Origin of the sequence: Trinickia sp., assembly GCF_036503415.1 — a bacterium.
Classification (GTDB): domain Bacteria; phylum Pseudomonadota; class Gammaproteobacteria; order Burkholderiales; family Burkholderiaceae; genus Trinickia.
Map to the genome: position 1 here is coordinate 20681 of NZ_DASXWY010000071.1, position 16159 is coordinate 36839.

Below are 16159 nucleotides of genomic sequence, written 5' to 3' on the forward strand. Positions count from 1 at the left end.
AAAAAAAGGGTGGGGGCGTCGTGTCGTCGGCGGCCCTACCCTTTTTTGCTGGCAGTTGGAGTTGGAATGAGCGTCACCACGTCGGGTTATGAATTGAAATCGGAACGGCGCACGCTGCGAAGCGCCGTGGAGCTCGTGAGCTCGATGCGTTTCGCGATCGCACTGCTTGTCGTGCTCGCGATCGCGAGCATCGTCGGCACGGTGCTGACGCAGGATGATCCTTACCCGAACTACGTCAATCAGTTCGGCCCGTTCTGGGCCGATATCTTCCGCGGGCTGAGCCTCTACACGGTCTATAGCGCGTGGTGGTTCATGCTCATTCTGGGCTTTCTGATCGTCTCCATTTCGCTTTGCGTGGTGCGCAACGCACCGAAGATGATTGCCGATGCGAAGAGTTGGAAAGACAGAGTGCGCGAGGGTAGCCTGCGCGCGTTTCATCACAAGGCGGAATACGCGTGCGGCGGTACGCGTGCCGAAGCGGCCGGGCGTCTGGGCGCGTTGCTCGACAGGATCGGCTACAAGTACGTCGTACGCGAGAGCGGCGAAGCCACACTGATTGCGGCGAAGCGAGGCGGGCTCGCGAAGATCGGCTACATCTTTGCGCACATCGCGATCGTGGTGATCTGTATCGGAGGATTGCTCGACAGCAACTTGCCGATCAAATTCCAGATGTGGCTCTTCGGCAAGACGCCGGTCACGAGCAACAGCACCATCAGCGAGATCGGGCCGGAGCATCGACTGTCGACCGGCAATCCCACGTTTCGCGGCTATGCGTGGGTGCCCGAGGGGCAACATGTATCGACCGCGATTCTGAACCAACCCAACGGTTCGCTGATTCAGGACCTGCCGTTCTCGATCCAGCTCGACAAGTTCATCGTCGATTACTACTCGACCGGCATGCCGAAGCTGTTCGCGAGCGACATCGTCATCACCGACCACAAGACCGGTGCACGCGTGCCCGCGCGTATCGAAGTCAACAAGCCGTTCGAGTACGACGGTGTCTCGATCTACCAGTCGAGCTTCCAGGACGGCGGCTCGCAGATGACGATGACGGCGTGGCCGATGGTCGGCGCAACCATCGCGACGGTCCCCGTGCACGGTGCAATCGGGGGCTCGGCCCCGCTTCCTGCGTCGATGCCCGACGCGGCCGGCCAGACGATCGAATTCTCGGACTTTCGGGCGATCAACGTCGAAAACGTCACCAACGGCTCCGGCAAGACGGACGTGCGCGGTGTCGCCGCTCAGCATCCGGTCGAGCGGTTTCTCGAGAACCGGCTGGGCTCAGGTGCAAAGAGCTCGAAGCCGGTCGACTTGCGCAACGTCGGCCCATCGGTGCAGTACAAGGTCCGGGGCAGCGATGGTCAGGCGCGTGAATTCAACAACTACATGCTGCCGGTGGACGTCGACGGCGAGCGGATGTTTCTTGCCGGGGTGCGCCTCGCCCCCGACGATCCGTTCCGCTATTTGCGCATTCCGGCCGATCAGGCGGGCACGGTCAAGGAATGGATGATGCTGCGCGCCGCGCTCGACAATCCTGCGTTGCGAGCCCAGGCAGCCGAACGGTTCGCGCGTCGCGCGGTGGTGGATCAGAACCCGGAACTGCGCCAGCACTTGCAGGAAAGCGCGCAGCGCGTCATGTCACTGTTTGCCGGGGCCGGCGCGGGCGGGGGCAAGACGCCGGCAGGTCAAGCCAACGCGGGCTTCCAGGCGGTCGCGACCTTCATCGATCAGTCCGTGCCGAAAGGCGAGCAGGAAAAGGCTGCATCGCTGTTGCTGCGCATGCTCGAGGGATCGATGTGGGAGCTTTGGCAACTGGCGCGCGAAGGTGCGGGCGAACCCGACGCGAGCCCGGATGCCGCCACGAGCCGCTTCGTGCAAAGCTCCATCAACGCCCTGTCGGACAGCTTCCTGTACGGGTCCCCGGTCTATTTGCAGCTCGATTCGTTCAAGCAGGTGCAGGCGTCGGTGTTCCAGTTGACGCGCGCGCCCGGCAAGAAAGTGGTATATCTTGGCAGCCTGTTGCTCGTGGCGGGCATCTTCTCGATGTTCTTTGTCCGCGAGCGACGGCTCTGGCTTTGGCTCAAGGAAACGTCCACGGGCGTGTCCGTGGTCATGGCGATGTCGACGGCGCGCAAGACGCTCGACTTCGACAAGGAATTCGCGCAAACGCGCGATACGGTGGGCGCCACGCTCGGCGTGGCCGCTCACGATATTGCAAGCGCACCGCCTCGCGGTGCCGACGATCTCACTCGGTAACATCATGGATCTGACCAACGCTTCCCGCTCCCGGCCCGCAAGGGCTCGCCCTGTCGGCAACGTCTTGGACGAGCGTTCGTTTTTGCGACGGCTCACCGCCACCGACTGGTTGTTCGCTGCCGTGCTCGTCGCCGGCGCGGGATTTGGGGTCTCGCGCTACCACGCGTTCATGAACTACTACGACAAGCTCGTCCTTGTCGGCGCGGTGCCGGCGCTCGTCGTATTGGGGTGGCGCTGGAAGCCCGCTCGGCTCTTGATGGCGGGCATCGCATTGTTCGCGCTGTCGTCGATCGCGCTCTATCACGGCGATCTCACACGTGCCGAGGGGGCGTTCCTTCTCAAATATTTTCTGTCGAGCCAGTCCGCCATTCTCTGGATGAGCGCGCTTTTCGTGCTCGCCACGCTGTTCTATTGGATCGGCCTGCTTTCGCGCTCGCCGTCCGGTGCGGCGATCGGCTCGAAGCTCACCTGGTTCGCAGTGCTGATGGGCTTTACCGGAATGATGGTGCGCTGGTACGAGTCTTATCTGATCGGCGCGGATGTCGGGCACATTCCTATTTCGAACCTCTATGAAGTGTTCGTGCTGTTCTGTCTGATCACCGCCCTCTTTTATCTGTATTACGAACAGCATTACGGCACGCGTGCGCTCGGCTCGTTCGTGCTGCTCGTCATCAGCGCCGCGGTCGGATTTCTGATGTGGTATTCGATCGCGCGCGACGCCCAGCAGATTCAGCCGCTCGTGCCCGCGCTGCAAAGCTGGTGGATGAAGATCCACGTGCCGGCGAATTTCATCGGTTATGGCAGCTTCGCGCTGTCCGCCATGGTCGGCGTGGCTTATCTCGCCAAGGAGCGCGGCGTGCTGGCCGATCGGCTCCCTGCGCTCGAGGTGCTCGACGACGTGATGTACAAGTCGATCGCGGTCGGCTTCGCGTTTTTCACGATCGCGACGATTCTCGGCGCACTATGGGCCGCCGAGGCCTGGGGCGGGTACTGGAGTTGGGATCCGAAGGAGACGTGGGCACTCATCGTCTGGCTCAATTACGCCGCCTGGCTCCATATGCGTCTGATGAAAGGGCTGCGCGGTTCGGTTGCCGCCTGGTGGGCGTTGACGGGCCTCATCGTGACGACGTTCGCATTTCTTGGCGTCAATATGTTCCTGTCGGGGCTGCACAGTTACGGCAAACTGTAGGTGTTTAAGCGCGTGTGCCGCTGGGTTCGAAAAAACCGCCGAGTGGCTCACCGGCGGTTTTTTTACGTCCGGCGCGATGCTCCAGCGGGCGCTTCGCGCTCATGCGGCGCAAATCGTCCGTTTATTTCGATGCATCCGGATGCGCCCGCGAACGGTATATAGAAGCGACGGGCCGATCGGACGGACCGATGCTTTCATGGAGCAGTCATCGTGTGGATCAAACGACAGCAACGCATTCTCGTCGCCGGTCAGGATATTTCACCGAGCGAGATCACGCCGCGCGCCGTGTTCGAGAATCGGCGCCGGATCCTGCGGGCCGCGACCGGCATGGCGGCGGCAGGTGTGGCAGGGGCGGGCGGTCTGCTCGGCATGAGTGCCGAGGCGCTTGCCGCCTATACTTCGCCCGACGCCCACGCCCGAAAGCTCGCGGCCGTCACGAACGCAAAGTTCGTCGTCCCGGACAAAGCGACGTCCTTCAAGGACATTACGACCTATAACAATTTCTATGAGTTCGGCACCGACAAGGGCGATCCCTCGCGTAATGCCGGTACGCTGCGACCCCATCCGTGGCGTGTCAGCGTCGAGGGCGAGGTCAAGAACGCCAAGGTGTACGACATCGACGAGCTGCTCAAGCTCGCACCGCTCGAAGAGCGCGTGTACCGCCTCAGGTGTGTGGAAGGGTGGTCGATGGTGATTCCGTGGATCGGCTATCCCCTCGCCGAACTCGTGAAACGGGCGCAGCCTACGGGCAATGCGAAGTACGTGCAATTCATCACGCTTTCGGATGCCTCGCAGATGCCGGGCCTGGCTGATCCGATTCTCGAGTGGCCCTATTCGGAGGGGCTGCGCATGGACGAGGCGATGAACCCGCTCACGCTCCTGACGGTGGGCGTTTACGGGCAAGTGCTGCCGAATCAGAACGGCGCGCCGATACGCGTTGTCGTGCCCTGGAAATATGGATTCAAGAGCGCGAAATCGATCGTCAAGATTCGTTTCGTCGAGAAGCAGCCGCCGACCAGTTGGAACACCTACGCGCCGAAAGAATACGGCTTCTACTCGAACGTGAATCCGACCGTCGATCACCCGCGCTGGAGCCAGGCTACGGAGCGGCGCATCGGCGAGGACGGTTTCTTCACGCCGAAGCGCAAGACGCTGATGTTCAACGGCTACGGCAGTCTCGTCGCGTCGATGTACCAGGGCATGGACCTGCGCAAATATTTCTGATGCTCATCGGGTTGTTGATTCAGCGAACGTAAATGCCACCATCATGACGACCGAGACTCCGACCTTGAACCGCCGCGCCGACGCAACGGCTACGCGCGAACCGCGCCGCGCCGCGGTATCGCCGCGCAAGGGCGAGCCTTGGATCGCGCCCGCGAAAGTGGCAGTGTTCATCGCTGCCTGGTATCCGCTCTTACGGCTCGTGTTCCTGGGATTCACCGACGGGCTCGGAGCCGATCCGATCCGGTTCATCACCTGGTCGACCGGGTTATGGACACTCGTCTTTCTTTGCATCACGCTCGCTGTGACACCGCTGCGCAAGTTATCGGGCATCAATGCGCTGCAGCGATTTCGCCGCATGCTGGGGCTCTATGCGTTCTTTTACGCGACCCTGCACTTCATCACCTATATCTGGTTCGACAAGTGGTTCGATCTTGCCGAGGTGGCGAAGGATATCGGCAAGCGGCCGTTCATCACCGTCGGGTTCGCCGCGTTCGTGCTGTTGATCGTATTGGCAGCGACCTCGCCGCGCGCCGCCGTGCGCAAGCTGGGGCGGCGCTGGCAGACACTGCATCGCGCCGTGTACGTCATCGGCGCACTCGCGATCCTGCACTTTTGGTGGATGAAGGCAGGCAAGCACGATCTGGCGCTGCCGAAGCTCTACGGTGCGATCATGCTCGCGCTGCTGGGCTGGCGGTTGCTCGCGTGGATGCGAGCGCAGTGGGTGGCGCGACACGGTGCGCGTTGAGCGGGCCGCGCGCGTTTCGCGCCCATGCAGTGCGCGTGCCCGTCTTTGCGCGTTCAGCCTTTAACGCGGAAGCACCGTCTCGGAGCTGAAAAGCGCCTGGACGGTCTCGCGTGCGCGAACCAGATACGCATGGCCGGCATCCACCATCACTTCTGCCGCGCGTGGCCGCGTGTTGTAGTTCGAACTCATCACGAAACCATATGCCCCGGCCGAGCGGATCGCGAGCAAATCGCCCGGCGCAACAGCCAGTGCACGGTCGCGCCCGAGCCAGTCGCCGCTTTCGCATACGGGGCCGACGACATCGTAGACGCATGGCGCGTCGCTGCGCAGAACGACGGGCTCGATCGCGTGAAACGCCTGGTACATCGCGGGGCGCGCCAGATCGTTCATCGCGGCATCGACGATCGCGAAGTTCTTTTCGGCGCCTGATTTCAGAAATTCGACCCGCGTGAGCAATACCCCCGCGTTGCCTGTCACCGAGCGGCCGGGCTCGAAGAACACCTCCCGATGCCCGTGTCCGCGCGCATCGATACGATCGAGCAGCGTGCGCACGAAAACGGTCGTATCGGGTGGTGTTTCATCGTCGTACCGGATGCCGAGGCCGCCCCCGACGTCGATATGACGAATCGCAATGCCATCGGCTTCGATCGCGTCGACGAGCTCCAGCAGCTTGTCGAGCGCGTCCAGGTAGGGCGCGATTTCGGTGATCTGCGAACCGATGTGGCAATCGATGCCGATCACTTCGAGGTTCGGCATGGCCGCGGCGCGTCGGTAGGTGGCGACGGCATCGTCGAACGCCACACCGAACTTGTTCGCCTTGAGCCCCGTCGAGATGTACGGATGCGTCTTCGGATCGACATCGGGATTCACGCGCAGCGATACCGGTGCCTTCATGCCGAGTTCGCCCGCCACCGCATCCAGACGATCGAGTTCCGGGATCGATTCGACGTTGAAGCACTTCACGCCGGCCGCGAGCGCCTCGCGGATTTCTCCGACACTTTTGCCGACACCCGAAAAAACGACGTTTGCGGCATCGCCGCCGGCGGCGAGGACGCGGGCCAACTCGCCGCCCGAGACGATGTCGAAGCCTGCGCCGAGCCGCGCGAAGACATTCAGTACGGCCAGATTGCTGTTGGCCTTGACCGCCACATGAATCGCGGCACGACGGCCGACGCAGGCGCGGGCATAGGCTTCGTAAGCCGAGGTCAGCGCGGCGCGCGAATAGACGTAAAGCGGCGTGCCGAACTGCTCGGCGAGCGAGACGGCGCTGACGCCTTCGGCGTGCAACACGCCATCGACGTAATGGAAGGCGGAATCTGACATGCGACGAGTGGGATCGGTGTGTTACTGGTTGGCGCCAGGGGCAGCATCCGAGGCGGCGCTTGCGGGCGACGGAGCGCGCACGCCGGAAGCCGCGCCGCCGAGTTGGTCGGCCGGTGCGAGCATCAACGGTTTCGATGCCGAATCGTCCGGCGCTTGCTGCGCGTCGGGCTCGGGCAACGCGGCGGGCGTGCGTTCGGAGGACGGCTCGGTATGCTCGACGGGTTTGGGCGGCAGCGGGGGGACGCTCGGCAAATAAAGCGGCCCGCGCTGCCCGCATCCCGCTATCGACACGCTTGTCGCAACGGCCAAAGCCGCTACAATCGCGCTCATCCTGAAGACGACTCGCATGACTGTCTTTGAATTGGCCTGTGAATAGGTTTAAGCGCCGGAGTTTAGCATGAGCGACAGTGACTACCTGAGCCGCGCGGAGGCCGTGCTGGCCGCCGTCGAAGCGGCACTCGACGATATCGATGCCGACATCGAGGCTGAGCGTAACGGCAACGTCCTCACGCTCGAATTCGAGAACGGATCGAAGATCATCGTCAACCTGCAGCCGCCGATGCAGGAAGTCTGGATCGCGGCCAAGGCCGGCGGTTTTCACTTCAGGTATATCGACGGCGAGTGGCGCGATACGCGCAACGGCACGGAGTTCTATGCCGCGCTTTCCGACTACGCGACGCAGCAGGCCGGTGAGCCGGTCAGATTCGCCGCCCGCTGAGCGCGACGAATCGCGGTCCCGCCGCTCGCGCGAACGGATAGGCGGCTAAGGGCGGTGAGTCGTGGCGGCCTTGTCTTGTCGTCGCCCGTATCAGTGGCCGTCCAGCAGATTCATGACACGCTGCCCTTCGTCGGCGGCACCCGCGGCGGGCGCCGCGCCCGGCGGAGCATCCGATGCCGCGGCGGTTTCAGATCCGGCCTCTCCCTCCTGCGCGGCTTGCGGCACACCGACTGACGCGACGAAACCCTGACCCGGTTCGAATCCGTCGATGTAGAGCTCGCCGCCGAGCGTCACCACATCCGAGGGCATCGGCATCTCGTACGGCGGCACACCCTTGAGCGCTTCGCGCATGTAATCCATCCAGATCGGCAGGGCGACGCCGCCGCCGGTCTCGCGGTCGCCCAAGCTGCGCGGATTGTCATAGCCGACCCATGCGATGGCCGCGAGCATGTGCTGGTAGCCGGCGAACCAGGCGTCGCGCGATTCGTTGGTGGTACCTGTCTTGCCGCCCAGATCCTTGCGTCCGAGCTGGTTCGACTTGGCCCCTGTGCCGCGCTGCGCCACGCTTTGCAGCAGGCTGTTCATGATGTAGGCATTGGCTTCGTTGATGGCGCGCGGCGCGTTCTGCTCGGCGACGATCGGTTGCGCGCGGGCGAGCACGATGCCTTGCGGATCGGTGACTTCGGCAATCAGATAGGGATTGACGCGATAGCCGCCGTTGGCGAAGACCGAGTACGCGCCGGCCATCTGCAGCGGCGTCACGAGTCCCGCCCCGAGGGCCATCGGCAGGTAGGCGGGGTGCCGCTCGGCATCGAACCCGAAACGGGTGATGTAGTCTTGTGCGTAATGCGTGCCGATGTGCGCGAGGATGCGGATCGACACGAGATTGCGCGACTTTTGCAGCGCCGTGCGCATCGTCATCGGGCCGTCGAATCCGCCGCCGTAGTTCTTGGGCTCCCAAGGCGTGCCGCCCGTTTGCGCCGCGCTGAAAAAGAGCGGCGCGTCGTTGATCATCGTTGCCGGCCCGAGCCCCTTGTCGAGCGACGCCGAGTAGATGAACGGCTTGAAGCTCGAGCCAGGCTGGCGCCATGCCTGTGTGACGTGATTGAACTTATTCTTGTTGAAGTCGAAGCCGCCGACGAGCGAGCGTATCGCGCCGTCCGCGGGCGCGATCGAAATGAACGCGCCTTCCACTTGCGGCAGCTGGACGATCGCCCACTGTCCGTCGTCGCGTTTCATGACCCGCACGATCGCGCCGGGGCGAATGCGGGCGGCCTGCGAGCTCTTCGTGCCGAGCGCGGGGGCGGCAAAGCGCAGTCCTTCGCCCGTGATGGTGACGGTGCTCGCATTGGCGAGCATGGCGTGGACTTCGCGAGGCGTGGCCGAGACGACCACCGCTGCCGTCACATCGCCGTTGTCGGGGTAACTCGCGAGTGCATCGGCGATGGCCTGCTCGCGTGCACTGCCCGCAGCCGGCAGGTCGATGAAGCCGTCCGGGCCGCGATAGCCGCGCCGGGCGTCGTAGCTCATCAAGCCGCGGCGCAATGCGCGGTATGCGTTGGCCTGATCGGCCGAATCGATCGTCGTCACGACATTGAGCCCGCGCGTATACGCTTCGTCGCGATATTGCGCATACATGGCCTGCCGAACCATCTCCGCGACGTACTCGGCATGCACGCTGAATTGCTGCACGGTCGTTTTCGCGACGACGAGCGGCTCGTTGACGGCTGCATCGTATTGAGCTTGCGTGATGTCGCCGAGCTCGAGCATGCGTTGCAAGATGTATTGCTGACGGACTTTGGCGCGGGCCGGATTGACGACCGGGTTGTACGCCGACGGCGCTTTCGGCAGCCCGGCCAGCATGGCGGCCTCAGCGAGTGTGACCTGACGCAGGTCCTTGCCGAAGTAGATCCGCGCGGCCGAGGCGAAACCGTATGCGCGCTGGCCGAGGTAGATCTGATTCATATAGACCTCGAGGATCTGATCTTTTGTCAGTTCCTGCTCGATCTTGTAAGCCAGCATCATCTCGTAGATCTTGCGCGTGAACGTCTTCTCGCTCGACAGGAAGAAGTTGCGCGCCACTTGCATGGTGATCGTGCTCGCGCCTTGCGTCGCATGCCCGTTGCTGAGCGCGGCGAGGCTCGCGCGTGCGATGCCCGCGAGATCGACACCGCCATGATCGTAAAAGCGGGAGTCTTCGATGGCGAGTATCGCCTGCTTCATGTAGCGGGGAACCTCGGCTATATGGACGACGTCGCGCCGCTCTTCGCCGAATTCGCCGATCAGTACGTGGTCCGCCGTATAGATCCGCAGTGGGATTTTCGGACGGTAATCGGTGAGCGCCGCGATCGACGGCAAGCGCTGACTCGCGACGAGCCAGCCATAGCCCAGCACGAGGCCGACACACAGCACGCCGGCGGCAGCCAGGCCAGCGAGTACGGCGAGCGTCTTCATCGCAATACGGGCCCAACGCCGGGTGGGCGGGCGCGGCGGTTCGGGCGCAGGCGGCGGAGGATCGAGGGGCTGCATAAAAGAGCTGTCCAGAGGAACCCATCATTATAGCCACCGGTCGGGACGGGCTTTCGATTGGCTTAACGGCATAGGCGGCAGGCACAGGCGGAAGCGATAGGCCTTGGCCTGGCCGTTCGGTCGAATGTTCAGACGATACGTGGGCCGGCACCATTTCTCCATCTCAACCGAGGCGAGCGCTGCACGCGCGCACCGCCTCGCTGCCGCAAGGAGAAACGATGCTGATCGAAACGCGATGGATGCCCGCGATGCGCCGGTTCGCCGCCGGCATCGATCTGAGCGAACACGAATTGAGGCTCGTCGTGGTCAGCCGGTGTGTTCGGCCGTTGGCCGCGTCGCGCGTCGAATGGCTTGGGGCGGAGCCGCTTCCGAGCTCGGCAATGGCGAGCGGACATATCGCCGATGTTCGCGCCATCGCCGCGGCGCTTGCGGCACTTCTGGGCCGGTGGCCCGCCGCGCGCACGGTCCGTGCGCTGCCGGCGGCGATGGCCGTGCCGGGCAGCCTCACATGGATTGCCTCGATGCCGTTGCCGCAGTTGCGCGCGGGGCTCCCCGGCGCGCGAGGTACTGGAGTTGCCGATCCCCTCGAAAGCGCGGCGCGCGCGCACGCGGAGCGCATTGCGGGCATCGAGCGCGAGGCGTTGGCTGTCGATTGGCGCGTGGAGCGCAGTGCCGCTTCCGATTGCGTACAGGTGGAAGCCGGCGCCGGGAGCGCCTCGCATCTGACGATCGCTGCGACGGCCCGCGCTCACCTCGAAGCGCGCATCGAAGCGGCCGCGGGTGCGGGTATCGCACTGGTTGCGGTCGATAGCGAGCCGGCCGCGGCTTTGCGCGCGCTCGTTCGAACCGCGGCGCCCGCGCTGCGGGGCATGGAGTCCTTCGCCGCGCTCTGGGCCGGCGACGACGGCGTCTACGGCTGGCGCATTCGCGGCAGCACCATCGAGGCGCATGGGTGTTGTCCGGCGTCGCAACGCCGGGGCTTGCCTGACATGTTGCGCGAACTCGCAGGGCCTCACGCGCTCGCGTGTGCCGTGGCGGGCGGCGACCTCGATGCGCTTGCGAGCGACAGTCTTGCGCTTGCCGATATTGGCGATCTGCTGGGGTGTCTCGCGTTGCCATTCGCATGCGCTCCGTTTCTGACGCCGGGCTCGTCGCTTTCACGCGCGCACGAGCCCGGGTTCGCCGTTGCTTATGGGCTCGCGTTGGGCGGGGTCGAGCAATGATCGCCCGGGTCCTCGTCGATCGCTCCGGACGAGCGGTCGGACTGCATGTGGGGGGCTTCAATCTGCTGCCGCACCGGCAGCGCGACGCGCGCAGGCTCCGCGGGCGCGTTTTGCGCGAATGCGCGGCAGCCGGTCTCGCGGGTGTGGCAGCCGCGCTGATCTGGAGTGCGACAGGCTCGTTTGCGCAGGAGCGCGCCGAGCGTTCGCGTCATCGGCTCGAAGCCGATCTCGCCGAATTGGCGGCGCCGGTCGCGGAATATCGGCGGCTCGAGCGCGTACAGGCGAGCATGCGTGCGCGCAGCGAGCGCTCGCGCATGCTCGCGCGCCCGCGCGAAGCGCTGTGGGGCGTCGCCGATGTACTGCGTCGCGAGCCTGTGGCCGGTATCGTCCTCGAGCGACTGCATTTGAGCAGCCGCGGCATCGAGATCGTGGCGAGTGCGGTGGACACCGCAATGCCCGCGCTTCTACTCGAGCGGCTAGGGCGTGTCCCGGGCATCCGCGCGGCCGAGCTCGCGGACCTGCGCCTCGGCTCAGGCAGCGGCGCGGGTCAAGGGGCGGTCGCGTTCCTCGTGCGGCTGGCGGTGAACGGCGCCGACGTTCAGGCGCAGGCTTCCGAGCCGCGCGCCTTCGAACGGGGGCGACGATGAGTCTGTTCGAACGCATGAGGATTTCGCCGTCGGGGCTGCTGCGCACATTCGGCCGCCCAGTGGGGATGCCGCGCCCTTCGGAACTGGGCGAGTGGTGCCGCACGCTCGTTTCGATGCCCGAACGGTGGGGCGGATCGCATCGGCTACTGATGGCCGTCGCTGTTGCGAGCGTTGCGTTTGCGCTGGTGCAGGGCTGCAGAGCGTTGCGCCACGATCGGAGCGACGCGACCGACAGTGCTGCGCTCGCCGCATTGGCGCATCGCCTCGACGATGCGCGCTCGAAAGCCTCGGCGTTGCCTGAGTTGCGGCAGGCCGTGCAGGGTTTGCCCGCGCCGGCAGTGCCCTCGGACGGAATGCGGCCGACGGCCTGGCAGTCCATTGCCGCGCTGGCTGAGCGCAGCGGCATGACGCTGCAATCGGTGGAACCGGGCGACCGCGCGGCAGCCGGCGAGGAAGCAGGGCATGTCGTCAGGTTGGCGGCAAAATCCAGCTTCGCTTCCTTCGTCGCGTTCCTGAGCGCGCTTTCGACGTTGCCGGTACTGGTGGTGCCGGCTGAGTTCAAACTGGAACACGGCGCACAGGGGCTTCTCCTCCAGGCTGAGCTCGAGGTCCACGACTCCCTGCCGAGCGTACCGGCGTCGCACGCAGGCGAGATCGGGGGCCCGTCCGGCGATCCGTTCCGGGCGCCGCCGGCAGCCGTGCCCAGCCCGGCATCCGAGCTGCGACTGACTGGCCTCATGATCGAAGGCGCCCGTTCGCTCGCACTCATCGAGGTGGAGGGCCAAGGCGCCGTCTATCTGCCCGGTCAGATGCTCGGCAATGAACGTCTGATGCGGATCGGGTCGGCCAGCATCACGCTGGCTCACCAAACGGGTACGCGCGTGTTGGCGATCGGAGCGGGGTCATGACGTCGCGCTGCGCACGCCTTGCAATGGTGGCCTTTATCTTGCTGACCGGTGCTCCGGCCCTTGCGCGCTTACCGGTGCTGCCGCCGCTTCCGCCCGGCATGCCAACCCAAGGCGCATGGCCTGCCGAAGGCGGGCTGGATGCCGATCACGGCACGCTGTCGGACAGCGGCGCCCGCGGTACGGCTGCCGAGCACGATGAGGACATCGGCGCAGCGAAGCTTGCGGACCATGGCGACGCGCGCGACGCGGACAGCGGCGATGCGCCCGAGGCTAACGGTACTTCGTCACGTAACGCCGACGAGGCCGCGGACAGACGGGCCCCGGAGCGCGCCTCCGGCGATGGGTCGAATCGACTCGAGGGGCCGCCGGTGCCGCTCGGTCCGCCCCAGCGAATGAGTGATGGTATGCAGCGCCGTGGCGGGCGCGAAGACGGGGATGGTCAACCCATCACGCTGCATTTTCGCGACGCGCGGCTCGCCGACGTATTCGACGCGTTCGCCCGGTTCACGGGCCTGAACATCGTGGCGAGCGGCCGTGTACAGGGCAACGTATCGCTTTTTCTCGACGCCGTGCCGTGGCGCAGCGCCTTCGATACGCTACTGGACGCCAATGGGCTGGCCATGATCCGGCGCGACAATGTGATATGGGTGGCCCCGGTAGCCGAGCTGGCCGCTCGCGAGCGATTGCGCTTCGAGGCCCATGCCCGCGCGGCGGATCTGGAGCCGCTGGCGAGCCGCACGTTCGCGCTGCGTTATCCTCGGGCCGAGGACGTGCAGCGGCTTCTGACAGCTTCGGGGAGCCAGCGGGTGCTCTCGAAGCGCGGCGCGGCGATGGCCGATGCCCGAACCAATCTGCTTTTCGTCACGGATCTGGAGGCTCGGCTGGCACAGGTCGCGGAGCTCGTCGCGGCGATCGACAAGCCGAGCCGGCAAGTGCTGATCGAAGCGCGTATCGTGGAGGGCGTGCGGGGTTTCTCGCGCGATCTCGGCGCGCGCCTTTCCGTGCGCGGCCCAGGCAGGGCAGCGAGCGACGATGTCATTGGGTTCTCGGGCGATCGCAACGGGCTCGTGCACGACTTGTCCGCGCAAGCGCTGGCGGGCTTCGATGCCGCCACGGCTGGGCTCACGCTTTTCGCGGCGCGCGCCACGCGTCTCGTAACGGCCGAGTTGAGTGCGCTCGAGGCCGAGGGGCGGGGCGAAATCGTGTCGAGCCCGCGTATCGTCACGGCGGATCGCATGAAGGCGGTCGTCGAACAAGGCAAGGAGCTGCCCTACCAGGCGAAGGTGCGCAACGGCGTGTCCGGCATCCAGTTTCGCCGTGCGACGCTCAAACTCGAGGTCGAGCCGCAGATTACGCCGAATGGCCGCGTGATCCTGGACCTCGATATCGCGAAGGACAGCGTCGGGGAGGCGACGGCCGCGGGGCTCGCGATCGACACGAAACATGTGCGAACGCGTGTCGAAGTCGAGGATGGCGGCACCGTATCGATCGGCGGAATCTACGAGAATCGCGATCGCGACGATGTGACGCGCGTGCCGCTGTTGGGCAAAATACCGGTTTTGGGCGCGTTTTTTCGCCATCGGACGCAGCGCGAGCATGCCAGCGAACTGGTCGTTTTCATTACGCCGCGCATCGTTTCGATCGATTGACGCGCCGGGGCGGCCGGCTGCGCCCCGGTGGGCGACTCGACAAGCCGGCGCCTTTGCCAGTAAGCTGCGCCACGAACCACATCCGAATTGATCAGAGGGTACTGTTGCAAGAGCAGGGCGCAAACACCAGCATTTTCTTCGTCGGGCTCATGGGGGCGGGTAAGACCACTGTGGGCCGTGCGGTCGCGCGCCGGCTCGATCGGCCGTTTTTCGACTCCGATCACGAAATCGAAGCGCGCACCGGGGCGCGAATCCCGGTGATTTTCGAGCTCGAGGGCGAGGCCGGCTTTCGAGACCGCGAGGCTCACGTCATAGCGGAGCTGACCGGGCGCGAGGCGATCGTCCTCGCGACGGGCGGCGGGGCGGTCCTGCGTCCGGAAAATCGCGCACTTTTGCACAGCCGCGGTATCGTCGTCTATCTTCGGGCCAATCCGCACGATCTCTGGCTGCGGACTCGCAAAGACAAAAACCGGCCGCTGTTGCAGACGGAGGATCCTAAGGCGAAGCTCGAAGCGCTTTATGCGGTGCGAGACCCGCTTTACCGGGAGTGCGCGCATTTCGTGGTGGAGACAGGGCGCCCGTCGGTCAACGGATTGGTCAATATGGTCCTCATGCAACTCGAAATGGCCGGCATCACCCGGCAGGCAAATACATGATTACCGTTAACGTCGATTTGGGCGAACGTAGCTACCCCATTCACATCGGGGCCGATCTGATCGGCCGCACTGAACTGTTCGCGCCGCATATTGCCGGCGCATCGGTCATGATCGTCACGAACACGACGGTGGAGCCGCTCTTCGGCGCGCAGCTGCGCGCCGCGCTCGCCCCGCTCGGCAAAGAAGTGTCGACGGTCGTGCTGCCGGACGGCGAGTCCTACAAGCATTGGGAAACGCTCAATCGCATCTTCGATGGGCTGCTCGAAGCCCGTGCGGACCGTAAGACGACGCTGATCGCGCTCGGCGGCGGCGTCGTCGGCGATATGACCGGTTTCGCGGCCGCCTGCTATATGCGAGGGGTGCCGTTCATCCAGGTGCCAACGACCCTGCTTTCGCAAGTCGATTCCTCCGTCGGCGGCAAGACCGGCATCAATCATCCGCTGGGCAAGAACATGATCGGCGCGTTCTACCAGCCGCTTGCCGTCATTGCCGATATCGGCACGCTGCGCACGCTGCCGGAGCGTGAACTCGCGGCCGGCATGGCGGAAGTCATCAAGACGGCGGCGATTGCCGATGCCGGTTTTTTCGACTGGATCGAGGCCAATATCGACGCGCTCAACCGCTGCGACGAAGACGCGCTCGCCCGTGCGGTCAAACGCTGCTGCGAGATCAAGGCGTCCGTCGTCGCGGCCGACGAGCGAGAGGGCGGGTTGCGCGCGATCCTGAACTTCGGCCATACGTTCGGTCATGCCATCGAAGCGGGTCTCGGCTATGGGCAGTGGTTACATGGCGAGGCCGTTGGCTGCGGGATGGTGATGGCGGCGGACTTGTCGGTACGCATTGGCCGGCTCGATGAAGCCGCACGCCGGCGCCTCGTCGCCGTCGTGGCGGCGGCACGGCTGCCGGTGCGTGGGCCGCAGCTGGGTGACGATCGCTATATCGAATCGATGAAAGTCGACAAGAAGGCTGAGGCGGGACAAATCAAATTCGTATTGCTGGAACGCATCGGCGGGCCTTTCATGACTGGCGTGCCGGAAAACGTATTGCGCGAGACGCTCGCGGCCAACGTCTGAAGCGAGCGCGGACGTCCGG

The 16159-nt window shown here is 64.9% G+C and carries 14 protein-coding genes; 11 read left to right on the plus strand and 3 right to left on the minus strand.

The window, feature by feature from the left end; translation table 11 throughout:
- Window positions 1–66: 66 nt before the first annotated feature.
- The 4 genes from VGL01_RS09985 (at window position 67) to msrQ (ending at window position 5414) form a co-directional block, all read left to right on the plus strand.
- Window positions 67–2256, plus strand: coding sequence for a cytochrome c biogenesis protein ResB (locus tag VGL01_RS09985; protein ID WP_331568804.1), 2190 nt, complete (start codon window positions 67–69; stop codon window positions 2254–2256).
- Between the two features lie 4 nt (window positions 2257–2260).
- On the plus strand, window positions 2261–3445 hold the full coding sequence (gene ccsB / locus VGL01_RS09990; protein WP_331568806.1) for a c-type cytochrome biogenesis protein CcsB: 1185 nt from the start codon (window positions 2261–2263) through the stop codon (window positions 3443–3445).
- A gap of 210 nt (window positions 3446–3655) precedes the next feature.
- Complete coding sequence (gene msrP / locus VGL01_RS09995) at window positions 3656–4669, plus strand: protein-methionine-sulfoxide reductase catalytic subunit MsrP (RefSeq protein WP_331568808.1); 1014 nt, start codon at window positions 3656–3658, stop codon at window positions 4667–4669.
- A gap of 43 nt (window positions 4670–4712) precedes the next feature.
- Window positions 4713–5414 carry a protein-methionine-sulfoxide reductase heme-binding subunit MsrQ gene (gene msrQ, locus VGL01_RS10000; RefSeq protein WP_331568810.1) on the plus strand — a complete coding sequence of 234 codons (702 nt, stop codon included), beginning with the start codon at window positions 4713–4715 and terminating at the stop codon, window positions 5412–5414.
- A gap of 60 nt (window positions 5415–5474) precedes the next feature.
- Here msrQ and lysA read toward each other — a convergent pair whose 3' ends face one another.
- Both lysA and lptM read right to left on the minus strand, forming a co-directional pair.
- Window positions 5475–6737 (minus strand): diaminopimelate decarboxylase, encoded by a 1263-nt coding sequence (gene lysA / locus VGL01_RS10005; RefSeq protein WP_331568812.1) that lies wholly within the window; start codon window positions 6735–6737, stop codon window positions 5475–5477.
- Between the two features lie 21 nt (window positions 6738–6758).
- A complete protein-coding gene (gene lptM / locus VGL01_RS10010) occupies window positions 6759–7085 on the minus strand; it encodes an LPS translocon maturation chaperone LptM (RefSeq protein ID WP_331568814.1) in 327 nt (108 codons plus the stop codon).
- 49 nt (window positions 7086–7134) lie between these two features.
- Between lptM and cyaY the strand changes: the two genes are divergently transcribed.
- Window positions 7135–7455, plus strand: a complete 321-nt coding sequence (gene cyaY, locus VGL01_RS10015) for an iron donor protein CyaY (protein ID WP_173256864.1) — start codon at window positions 7135–7137, stop codon at window positions 7453–7455.
- A 90-nt stretch (window positions 7456–7545) separates the two neighbouring features.
- On the opposite strand, the gene VGL01_RS10020 is transcribed toward cyaY, so the two are convergent.
- On the minus strand, window positions 7546–9984 hold the full coding sequence (locus VGL01_RS10020; RefSeq protein ID WP_331568816.1) for a penicillin-binding protein 1A: 2439 nt from the start codon (window positions 9982–9984) through the stop codon (window positions 7546–7548).
- Window positions 9985–10202: 218 nt separating this feature from the next.
- On the opposite strand from VGL01_RS10020, the gene VGL01_RS10025 reads away from it, so the two are divergent.
- From VGL01_RS10025 to aroB, 6 genes are all read left to right on the plus strand, one after another.
- The gene (locus tag VGL01_RS10025) at window positions 10203–11207 is read left to right on the plus strand and encodes a pilus assembly protein PilM (protein WP_331568818.1); all 1005 of its coding nucleotides are present in this window, start codon (window positions 10203–10205) and stop codon (window positions 11205–11207) included.
- Window positions 11204–11854: a hypothetical protein gene (locus VGL01_RS10030; protein WP_331568821.1), complete on the plus strand. Its 651-nt coding sequence runs from the start codon at window positions 11204–11206 to the stop codon at window positions 11852–11854. Before VGL01_RS10025 ends, VGL01_RS10030 begins: the two co-directional genes overlap by 4 nt.
- Complete coding sequence (locus tag VGL01_RS10035) at window positions 11851–12762, plus strand: hypothetical protein (RefSeq protein ID WP_331568823.1); 912 nt, start codon at window positions 11851–11853, stop codon at window positions 12760–12762. Before VGL01_RS10030 ends, VGL01_RS10035 begins: the two co-directional genes overlap by 4 nt.
- Complete coding sequence (locus VGL01_RS10040) at window positions 12759–14411, plus strand: type IV pilus secretin PilQ (protein ID WP_331568825.1); 1653 nt, start codon at window positions 12759–12761, stop codon at window positions 14409–14411. Before VGL01_RS10035 ends, VGL01_RS10040 begins: the two co-directional genes overlap by 4 nt.
- Window positions 14412–14560: 149 nt before the next feature.
- Window positions 14561–15067, plus strand: a complete 507-nt coding sequence (locus VGL01_RS10045) for a shikimate kinase (RefSeq protein ID WP_414720215.1) — start codon at window positions 14561–14563, stop codon at window positions 15065–15067.
- Window positions 15064–16140 (plus strand): 3-dehydroquinate synthase, encoded by a 1077-nt coding sequence (gene aroB, locus VGL01_RS10050; protein WP_331568826.1) that lies wholly within the window; start codon window positions 15064–15066, stop codon window positions 16138–16140. Before VGL01_RS10045 ends, aroB begins: the two co-directional genes overlap by 4 nt.
- Window positions 16141–16159: the final 19 nt, after the last annotated feature.